This window comes from Aestuariimicrobium sp. p3-SID1156 (assembly GCF_025144225.1).
In the GTDB taxonomy this organism is placed as follows: Bacteria; Actinomycetota; Actinomycetes; order Propionibacteriales; family Propionibacteriaceae; genus Aestuariimicrobium.
On sequence record NZ_JALXXB010000012.1, the window covers coordinates 57,356 to 66,891 of the forward strand.

Sequence of the window (9,536 nt, forward strand, 5' to 3'; positions counted from 1 at the left end):
AACGAGGAGGTTCATGTGCTGATCGGTGTTCCCCTGGAGACCCGCCCGAGCCAGACCCGCGTCGCTGCCACCCCCACCACCACCGCCCAGCTGCTCCGCCTCGGCTATGAGGTGGTCGTGCAGTCGGGCGCCGGCCTGAGGTCAGATTTCCGAGACGAGGCGTATCTGGAGGCCGGGGCCCACATCTGCTCGGCCGAGGAGGCCTGGTCAGCGGACGTGGTGTTCACCTGCGACCCGCCCACACCTGCGGAGGTCGCCAGGATGCGCCGCGGGGCGATGCTGGTGTCGATGCTCGACCCGCAGGGCCGCCCCGAGCTGGTGCAGGCCCTGGCCGATGCCGGTATCACCGCCATGAGCCTGGATGCGGTCCCCCGCATCTCGCGTGCCCAGTCACTGGACGTACTCAGCTCGATGGCCAATATCGCCGGCTACCGCGCCGTCATCGAGGCCGCCGAGGAGTTCGGAGGGGTCTTCAACGGCCAGGTCACCGCAGCGGGCAAGATGCCCCCGGCCAAGGTCTTCGTGGCCGGTGCTGGCGTGGCCGGGCTCGCCGCGATCGGGACCGCCGGCGCGTTGGGAGCCCAGGTTCGCGCCTTCGACGTGCGTCCCGAGGTGGGCGAACAGATCGAGTCGATGGGCGCAGAATTCGTCGAGGTCGGCGCCGCGGACACAGAGGTGTCCTCTGACGGTTACGCCAAGGAGATGAGCCAGGACCAGGCCGCCCTGGCCGCCCAGATGTACGCCGTGGAGGCGGCTGCCGCCGACATCGTCATCACCACCGCCCAGATCCGCGGCAGGCCTGCCCCGCGCCTTCTCACCGCCGACATGATCGCGGCGATGAAGCCCGGCTCGGTCATCATCGACATGGCAGCCTCCACCGGCGGCAACACCGAGTTGACCGTGGCCGACCAACGCGTGGTCACCGACAACGGCGTGACCATCCTGGGGTGGAGCGACCTGGCCGCCCGGCTCCCTCGGCAGGCGTCCCAGTTGTTCGGCACGAACCTGGTCAACCTGATGAAGCTGATCACGCCGGAGAAGGACGGCCAGCCGGTCCTCGACTTCGACGACGAGGTCGTGCGCGCGATGACCGTGTCGCACCAGGGCAGCGTGCTGTGGCCGCCTCCCCCGGTGAAGGTGTCGGCAGCCCCAGCCCTGCCACCGCCCGAGATTGCCCCGGTCAAGCCCGCTGTCGACCCCGCTGTCCTGGCGAAGCGGACGCAGCAGCGCACCCTCTACTCGGTCGGGCTCGGCCTGGTGCTGTTCGCGGTGCTCGGCTCCTTCATGCCCGCTGCCCTGCTGACCCACTTCATGGTGCTGATGCTCGCCATCGTGGTCGGCTACTACGTCATCAGCAATGTCAGCCATGCGCTGCACACCCCGCTGATGGCCGAGACCAATGCGATCAGCGGCATCATCATGGTCGGCGCCCTGCTGCAGGTGGGGTCGTCGAACCTGGCCGTCACAGTCCTGGCGATGGTGGCCGTGCTGATCGCCTCCATCAACGTTGCCGGTGGCTTCGTCGTCACCCGCAAGATGCTGGTCATGTTCCGGAGGGACTGACATGACGATGCTCTCCATCATCCAAACCGCCTACCTGCTGGCGGCGCTGCTGTTCATCCTCGCCCTGGCCGGCCTGAGCCGTCACGAGAGCGCCAAGATGGGCAATCTGGCCGGCATGGTCGGCATGACGATCGCCGGAGCCGCGACTGTCGCCTATGCCCTGGACACCTCCCAGCGGGGCATGCTGCTGACCACGGTGCTGCTGTTCGTGCCATTGCTGGTCGGTTCGGCCATCGGCCTGTGGCGGGCCCTACGCGTGGAGATGACCGGCATGCCCGAGCTCATCGCGATGCTGCACAGCTTCGTCGGTCTGGCCGCCGTGCTCGTGGGCTTCGGTTCCTACCTGGACGCCGGCACGAACGACGTGGCGCACCTGGTCGAGGTCGGGCTGGGCGTGTTGATCGGCGCCTACACCTTCACCGGATCGGTGGTGGCCTTCGGCAAGCTGAGCGGCAGGATGGCGTCCAAGCCCCTGATGTTGCCCCAGCGCAACCTGCTCAACCTGGCGATGCTGCTGCTCGCCCTCGCCTGCTGCGCCTGGTTCGCGGTCTCCCCCACCATCTGGGCACTCGTGCTGGTGGCAGCGCTCGGGTTCGCACTGGGCTTCCACATGGTCGCCAGCATCGGCGGCGGCGACATGCCGGTCGTCGTCTCGATGCTGAACTCCTACTCCGGCTGGGCGGCAGCCGCCGCCGGGTTCATGCTCGGCAATGACCTGCTGATCATCACCGGCGCCCTGGTCGGGTCCTCCGGCGCGATCCTGTCCTACATCATGTGCAAGGCCATGAACCGGTCCTTCATCTCGGTCATCCTCGGCGGCTTCGGTGAGGGGGCCGGCGCAGGCGGTGGCGAGGCCCGCGACTACGGCGAGCACCGCGAGGCACAGGCTGACGAGGTCGCCCGCCTGCTCGGCGAGGCCAAGTCCGTGGTCATCACGCCCGGCTACGGCATGGCAGTTGCGCAGGCCCAGTACCCCGTCGCGGAACTCACCCGCACACTGCGCACCAGGGGCGTGAAGGTGCGCTTCGGCATCCACCCGGTCGCCGGGCGTCTGCCGGGCCACATGAACGTCCTGCTGGCCGAGGCGAAGGTGCCCTACGACATCGTCCTCGAGATGGACGAGATCAACGACGACTTCGACGACACTGACGTCGTGCTCGTGATCGGCGCCAACGACACCGTGAACCCAGCCGCCCTCGACGAGCCCGGCTCCCCCATCGCCGGCATGCCGGTGCTGGAGGTCTGGAAGGCCGGCACCGTGGTGGTGTTCAAACGCTCGATGAACCCCGGTTACGCGGGCGTGCAGAACCCGCTGTTCTTCAAGGAGAACACGGTGATGCTCTTCGGCGATGCCAAGCAGCGAGTACAGGACATCATCGCCAGCCTCTGAGTCCGGCAGGATCGCTTGCGCTACTGCGACCGCGACCCAGTGACCCCGGCACCCATCTCGTAGTAAGTGCCGGGGTATGAGATCGTGTGGGAACGCAAGCCCTTGCGCCATTTCACCTCTCACCTGAAACCACTCCCGCACATGTCAACCACAGCCAGCAGGGGGACTGACGACAACCCCCGGGCCGACGAGCCAGAAGATCTCCATCGCGGCCTCAAGAATCGCCACATCCAGCTGATCGCCCTGGGCGGCGCCATCGGGACCGGACTCTTCTATGGTGCCGGTGAGTCGATCTCCATGGCCGGTCCGGCGGTGCTGCTCTGCTACCTGGTCGGTGGGGCGGTGATCTTCCTGATCATGCGCGCCCTCGGCGAGATGTCGGTGGACACCCCGGTCTCCGGCGCCTTCAGCTACTACGCCTACCGCAACTGGGGTGACTTCCCCGGCTTCTTCTCGGGGTGGAACTACTGGTTCAACTACATCGCGGTGTCGATGGCTGAGCTCGTGGTCGTGGGTGCCTACGTCCAGTACTGGTTCCCCAGCGTGCCGCTGTGGCTTTCCAGCCTGGTCTTCCTGGTGCTCATCACGGCGATCAACCTGATCAGCGTCAGGGCCTATGGGGAGTTCGAGTTCTGGTTCGCCAGCATCAAGGTGCTGGCAATCTGCGCGATGATCGTCTTCGGTCTGTGCATCATCCTGTTCGGGTGGGGCAATGGCGGCGACCCGACCGGCATCAACAACCTGTGGGAGCAGGGCGGGTTCATGCCCAACGGGCTGGCTGGCATGGCGACTGCCGTTGTCGTGGTGATGTTCAGCTTCGGCGGGGTGGAGCTGATCGGCATCACCGCCGGTGAGGCTGATGACCCGAAGCGCTCGATCCCCAAGGCGATCAACCAGGTCGTCTACCGGATCCTGATCTTCTACGCCGGCGCGATCTTCGTGATGGTCGCGATCTTCCCGTGGAACCGGTTGGGCGGGAACGAGTCGCCCTTCGTGACGATCTTCGACAGGCTCGGCATTGCTGGGGCAGCCACGATCCTCAATGTCGTTGTCCTGACCGCAGCCCTGTCGGCCTACAACTCCGGCCTCTACGCCAATGGACGCATGCTCTACGCCCTGTCCCGACAAGGCAATGCGCCCAAGGCGTTCTCCCGGTTGAACGCTGCCGGGAGCCCCTGGGTGGGCGTGCTGGTGAGCTCTGGAGTCACGGCGCTGGCCGTCCTGCTGAACTATGTGATGCCGGGCAAGGTGTTCCTCTACGTCGTTTCGGTGGCTCTGATCGCGGGCATCTTCAACTGGTCCATGATCATGATCACCCAGATGAAGTTCCGCAGGCGGCTGGGGTCGGACGCCTCGAACCTGCAGTTCAGGATGCCCCTGTTCCCGATCGCCAACATCGCGGTACTCATCTTCCTGGCCGCCGTGGCCGTGGGCATGTACTTCAACGAGAACTACCGGATCGCCGTCTTCATCGGCCCGATCTGGATCGCGATCCTGGCCGTCGCCTTCTACTTCAAGAAGAAGGCGCAGGGTCCGCAGGAGCATGTGCTGGAAGAGGAGCGCTATGAGGCCTACATGCACTAGCGAAGAGAACGCTGGACGCGCGAACTCCCGGCGTCCACGGAGACAGCAAGCGGCCCGCCCCCATCGGGGACGGGCCGCTTGGTGCTTGTCGGCCGATCAGGCCTCGAGGGCCTCAGGCGCGGTGGCGGTGCCACCGGCCTTCTCGATCTTCTCTTTGGCGGAGACCGAGAAGGCGTCAGCCGTGACGTTGAGAGCCACCGACAGCTCGCCATTGCCGAGAACCTTGACCAGGCTGTCCTTGCGGACGGCACCCTTCGCGACGAGGTCGGACACGGTGACGTCGCCGCCCTGGGGGAAGAGCTCCTCCAGCTTGGCCACGTTCACGGTCTGGTACTCGACACGGAAGGGGTTCTTGAAGCCGCGCAGCTTGGGCAAACGCATGTGCAGCGGCATCTGGCCACCCTCGAAGGCCTCGGGGGTGTTCTTGCGGGCGCCGGTTCCCTTGGTACCGCGACCGGCGGTCTTGCCCTTCGAGCCCTCACCGCGACCCACACGGGTCTTCTCGGTCTTGGCACCGGGGGCAGGACGCAGATGATGAAGCTTCAGGCCCATCTCATTCCACCTCTTCCACGGCGACGAGGTGGCGAACGGTGTTGACCATCCCGCGAATCTCGGGACGATCCTCCTTCACCACAACATCACCGATGCGCTTGAGACCGAGCGTGCGCAGGGTCTCCTTCTGGTTCTGCTTGAAGCCGGCACCCGACTTCAGCTGGGTCACCTTCAGGCGTGCCATCAGTGAGCCACCTCCTCGCGAGCCGACTTCAGCAGGCCGGCAGGAGCAACGTCCTCGACCGGCATGCCACGACGACGGGCGACCTCTTCGGGCATCTCCAGCTGCTTCAGCGCATCAACGGTGGCGTGCACCACGTTGATGGCGTTCGGCGAGCCCAGCGACTTCGACAGCACGTCGTGGACACCGGCGCACTCGAGCACCGCCCGGACAGCGCCACCAGCGATGACACCGGTACCGGGGGTTGCCGGACGCAGGAGCACGACGCCAGCCGCCTTCTCGCCCTGGACCGGGTGCGGGATGGTGCGCTGGACCAGCGGCACCTTGAAGAAATGCTTCTTGGCCTCCTCGACACCCTTGGCGATCGCCGCGGGCACCTCCTTGGCCTTGCCGTAACCGACGCCCACGGTGCCTTCGCCGTCTCCCACGACCACGAGGGCCGTGAAGCTGAAGCGACGTCCACCCTGGACGACCTTGGCGACACGGTTGATCGCCACTACGCGCTCGAGATACTGGCTCTCGGGCTGCTGCTTCTGCGCCTGGCCACGACGGTCATCACGGCCGCGACGCTCACCGCCACGGCCCTGGCCGCGTCCGGTTTCACTCATCGCTCATCTACCTTTCGTCGTGTTGCTCAGAAGTCCAGACCGGCTTCGCGTGCGGCGTCAGCCAGCGAAGCGATCCGTCCGTGGTACTTGTTGCCCGCGCGGTCCAGGACGACCTTGGTCACACCCGCAGCCTTGGCGCGATCTGCCACCAGCTTGCCGACCTCAGCAGCCTTGTCCGACTTGTCGCCGGACGCGGTGCGCAGGGCAGCCTCCATGGTGGAGGCGCTGGCCAACGTGATGCCCGCAACGTCGTCGATGACCTGCACGCTGATGTGGCGTGCGGAACGGTTGACGACCAGACGGGGACGCTCGGCCGAACCGGCGATTCGCTTGCGGCCTCGAACCTGACGACGCAGGCGGGAAGCAGCCTTGGGGGCCTGGCCCTTCTTGTGTCCCAACATGATGGCCATGGTCACTTACCAGCCTTTCCAACCTTGCGACGGACGTGCTCGCCCGCGTAGCGAACACCCTTGCCCTTGTAGGGCTCGGGCTTGCGCAGCTTGCGGATATTGGCCGCAACCTCGCCGACGACCTGCTTGTCGATGCCCTGGACCGAGAACTTGGTCGGGGACTCGACAGCGAAGGTGACGCCCTCGGGGGCGTTGACCACGACGGGGTGGCTGAAGCCCAGTGCGAACTCCAGCTGGGTCGGGCCCTTCGACATGACGCGGTAACCGACGCCGACGATCTCGAGCTTCTTCTCATAGCCCTCGGTGACACCGGTGACCATGTTGGAGACCAGCGTGCGGGTCAGGCCGTGCAGCGCACGTGACTCACGCTCATCGTTGGGACGAGCGACCTCGAGCTGGCCCTCGTCGTTCTTGCTGATGGTGATGGGAGCCGGGACGACGTGGTGCAGCTGTCCCTTGGGACCCTTCACCTCGACGTTGGCGCCGTCAAGCTTCACCTCGACACCGGACGGGACGGTGATCGGGAGCCTGCCAATTCGTGACATTGCGTTCCTCCTCTACCTTCTCGTCACCAGACGTAGGCGAGCACTTCGCCGCCGACGCTCTTCTCGTGGGCCTGCTTGTCAGTGAGCAGACCCTGCGAGGTGGAAATGATGGCAATGCCCAGGCCCCCAAGGACCTTGGGCAGGCCGGTGGACTTCGCGTAGACGCGCAGGCCCGGCTTGCTGATGCGGCGGACACCGGCGATGGAACGCTGGCGGGTGTCGCCGTACTTCAGGGTGATGGTGAGGGTCTTTCCGACCTCACCCTCTCGGGGTTCGGTGACCTCGTAGTCGCTGATGTAGCCCTCTGCCTTCAGGATCTCGGCGATGCCGACCTTGATCTTGGAGTGCGGCATCGACGTCTGGTCGTGGTACGCCTGGTTGGCATTGCGCAGACGAGTCAGCATGTCTGCGATGGGATCGGTCATGGTCATGGCTTGTGTGAGCCTCTTTCTCGCAACGGTTTCACGTTCCGGTCCACCGGACACGGACCCTTTGCGTTGGGGGTGTCGATCCGGGTGTTGCCCCGGACCAGGGGATCAGGAGTGGCTCTGGCCACTCATCCCCGGGTGCACCCTCCGCTCCGGGAAGCGGAGACGGCAGGTGCGAAGCAATTCACCAGGAGGACTTGGTGACGCCGGGCAGCTCGCCCTTGTGGGCAAGTTCGCGCACGCAGATGCGGCACAGGCCGAACTTGCGGTACACGGAGCGCGGGCGTCCGCACTTCTGGCAGCGGGTGTAGGCACGAACGGCAAACTTGGGCTTGCGCTCCTGCTTGACCTTCAGAGCAGTCTTGGCCATCGGTTCTCCTCAGCTCACTTCTTCTTCTTGGAGTAGAAGGCGCGACCACGCTTCGGCTGGGCCTTCTTGGGATCGTCCTGAGCCTTGAAGGGGAAGCCGAGGTGCTTGAGCAGTGCCTTGCCCTCTTCGTTGGTGGTGGCCGAGGTGACGAACGTGATGTCCATGCCCCGGACGCGGTCGATCTTGTCCTGGTCGATCTCGAGGAACATGACCTGCTCGTTGAGACCGAAGGTGTAGTTGCCCTGGCCGTCGAACTGGTTGCCGTTCAGGCCGCGGAAGTCGCGGATGCGGGGCAGGGCCAGGGTCAACAGGCGGTCAGCGAACTCCCACATGCGGTCCCCGCGGAGGGTGACATGGCAGCCGATGGGCTGACCCTCACGCAGCTTGAACTGCGCGATGGACTTGCGGGCCTTGGTGACCTGCGGCTTCTGGCCGGTGATCGCAGTCAGGTCGCGGATGGCGCCGTCCAGGATCTTGGAGTCACGGGCAGCCTCGCCAACGCCCATGTTGACCACGATCTTGACCAGACCGGGGATCTGCATGGGGTTGGAGTACTTGAACTCCTCGTTCATGGCCGGAGCGATCTGCTCGCGGTACTTCTTCTTCAGGCGGGGAAGCTCACGCTGCTGCTGGGCGGCGCGAGGAGCCTGCGTGGTCTCCTGGGTCTCGATGACGTCGGCGCTCACTTGTCAGCTCCCTTCTCGTCCTTCTTGAGGTAACGGACCGAACGCGTGGTGGTGTACTCGCTGCCGTCCGGGCGGGTCTTGGTGACCTCTTCACGCTTGTAGCCGGCGCGGGTCACGACCTCCTTGCCGTCGACCTTGGTGACGAGCTGGACGTTCGACACGTGGATCGGGGCCTCGGAGCTGATGATGCCGCCCTTGACCTGCTGGCCTGCACCGTTGACCGAGTCACGACGGTGACGGGTCACGACGTTGACACCGGAGACGGTGACGCGCTGACGCTCCACGTCGACGGCGATGATCTCGCCGACCTTGCCCTTGTCGTCGCGCTTGCCGGAGATGACCTTGACCCGGTCACCCTTCTTCACATGGAGGGACTTCATCTCAGATCACCTCGGGGGCCAGGGAGACGATGCGCATGAAGCGACGGTCACGCAGCTCGCGGGCCACGGGACCGAAGATGCGGGTACCGCGGGGCTCACCGTCGCTCTTGAGGATGACGGCCGCGTTCTCGTCGAACTTGATGTAGGAACCGTCAGCACGACGGTTCTCCTTGACGGTGCGAACGATGACGGCCTTGACCACATCGCCCTTCTTGACGTTGCCACCGGGGATGGCATCCTTGACCGAGCACACGATGGTGTCGCCAAGGGAGGCGTAACGGCGACCGGAACCACCGAGAACACGGATGCACAAGAGCTCCTTGGCACCAGTGTTGTCAGCGACCCGGAGGCGCGACTCCTGCTGGATCATTGTTTCTCCTCTGCCTGACCGGTTCCCTCACGCCCCGTGGGACGAGCGGCCTGGTCGGCTTAGATTTCCGGCCCGCTGGATGTTGCCAGTGGGCACCCGAGGCACACGGACGCCCGAGGGCGTGCTGGTGTCAGGGGCGTTGATCTCCGACGAAAGCTCCCCCCGGCATCGGACTGGCGGGTGACCAGCCGACATCTCCCGAGGGCTCAGACTTCGGGCAACCTGTACAGCGTACATCACAGCGGACGCAGCCCCTAATCAGCTGCTGAACACTTCTGACCTGAACACTGGCTTGGCCCGCCCTGTGCCGACCTCGTCAACCGAGCCGGCTGGACTGGTCGGCTGCCGCCTCACCGACGTACGACCCATGGAGGACCTGCCCTGCTCAAGCATCTCGTGCCAGCGGAGGCGAACAGAAGGGCCAAGAAGACAAGATGTTCCTGAAATAGAAATTGCCCCCCGCAACACG

The 9,536-nt window shown here is 65.3% G+C and carries 13 protein-coding genes; 3 read left to right on the plus strand and 10 right to left on the minus strand.

The features are described from left to right. The first annotated feature begins 15 nt into the window (after window positions 1-15). From M3G03_RS11650 to M3G03_RS11660, 3 genes are all read left to right on the plus strand, one after another. Window positions 16-1,563, plus strand: a complete 1,548-nt coding sequence (locus tag M3G03_RS11650; RefSeq protein ID WP_259810154.1) for a Re/Si-specific NAD(P)(+) transhydrogenase subunit alpha — start codon at window positions 16-18, stop codon at window positions 1,561-1,563. Window position 1,564: 1 nt separating this feature from the next. Continuing rightward, entirely contained in the window at window positions 1,565-2,953 is a 1,389-nt protein-coding gene (gene pntB / locus M3G03_RS11655; protein ID WP_259810156.1) for a Re/Si-specific NAD(P)(+) transhydrogenase subunit beta, read from the plus strand. Between the two features lie 141 nt (window positions 2,954-3,094). Next, window positions 3,095-4,537: an amino acid permease gene (locus M3G03_RS11660; protein ID WP_259810158.1), complete on the plus strand. Its 1,443-nt coding sequence runs from the start codon at window positions 3,095-3,097 to the stop codon at window positions 4,535-4,537. Window positions 4,538-4,633: 96 nt separating this feature from the next. On the opposite strand, the gene rplO is transcribed toward M3G03_RS11660, so the two are convergent. From rplO to rplN, 10 genes are all read right to left on the minus strand, one after another. After that, window positions 4,634-5,089 (minus strand): 50S ribosomal protein L15, encoded by a 456-nt coding sequence (gene rplO / locus M3G03_RS11665; protein ID WP_259810160.1) that lies wholly within the window; start codon window positions 5,087-5,089, stop codon window positions 4,634-4,636. A gap of 1 nt (window position 5,090) precedes the next feature. Beyond that, on the minus strand, window positions 5,091-5,273 hold the full coding sequence (gene rpmD / locus M3G03_RS11670) for a 50S ribosomal protein L30 (protein WP_259810162.1): 183 nt from the start codon (window positions 5,271-5,273) through the stop codon (window positions 5,091-5,093). After that, window positions 5,273-5,878, minus strand: a complete 606-nt coding sequence (rpsE, locus tag M3G03_RS11675; protein ID WP_259810164.1) for a 30S ribosomal protein S5 — start codon at window positions 5,876-5,878, stop codon at window positions 5,273-5,275. The genes rpmD and rpsE overlap by 1 nt, the downstream gene beginning before the upstream one ends. A gap of 26 nt (window positions 5,879-5,904) precedes the next feature. After that, window positions 5,905-6,288, minus strand: a complete 384-nt coding sequence (gene rplR, locus M3G03_RS11680; RefSeq protein WP_259810166.1) for a 50S ribosomal protein L18 — start codon at window positions 6,286-6,288, stop codon at window positions 5,905-5,907. 2 nt (window positions 6,289-6,290) lie between these two features. Then, on the minus strand, window positions 6,291-6,833 hold the full coding sequence (gene rplF, locus M3G03_RS11685) for a 50S ribosomal protein L6 (protein WP_259810168.1): 543 nt from the start codon (window positions 6,831-6,833) through the stop codon (window positions 6,291-6,293). A gap of 23 nt (window positions 6,834-6,856) precedes the next feature. After that, window positions 6,857-7,264 carry a 30S ribosomal protein S8 gene (rpsH, locus tag M3G03_RS11690; protein ID WP_259810170.1) on the minus strand — a complete coding sequence of 136 codons (408 nt, stop codon included), beginning with the start codon at window positions 7,262-7,264 and terminating at the stop codon, window positions 6,857-6,859. A gap of 181 nt (window positions 7,265-7,445) precedes the next feature. Next, the gene (locus M3G03_RS11695) at window positions 7,446-7,631 is read right to left on the minus strand and encodes a type Z 30S ribosomal protein S14 (protein WP_259810171.1); all 186 of its coding nucleotides are present in this window, start codon (window positions 7,629-7,631) and stop codon (window positions 7,446-7,448) included. A 14-nt stretch (window positions 7,632-7,645) separates the two neighbouring features. Next, entirely contained in the window at window positions 7,646-8,302 is a 657-nt protein-coding gene (gene rplE / locus M3G03_RS11700) for a 50S ribosomal protein L5 (RefSeq protein ID WP_259810179.1), read from the minus strand. Window positions 8,303-8,313: 11 nt separating this feature from the next. After that, window positions 8,314-8,697 (minus strand): 50S ribosomal protein L24, encoded by a 384-nt coding sequence (rplX, locus tag M3G03_RS11705; RefSeq protein WP_259810172.1) that lies wholly within the window; start codon window positions 8,695-8,697, stop codon window positions 8,314-8,316. Window position 8,698: 1 nt separating this feature from the next. Continuing rightward, window positions 8,699-9,067 (minus strand): 50S ribosomal protein L14, encoded by a 369-nt coding sequence (gene rplN, locus M3G03_RS11710; protein WP_259810175.1) that lies wholly within the window; start codon window positions 9,065-9,067, stop codon window positions 8,699-8,701. Window positions 9,068-9,536: the final 469 nt, after the last annotated feature.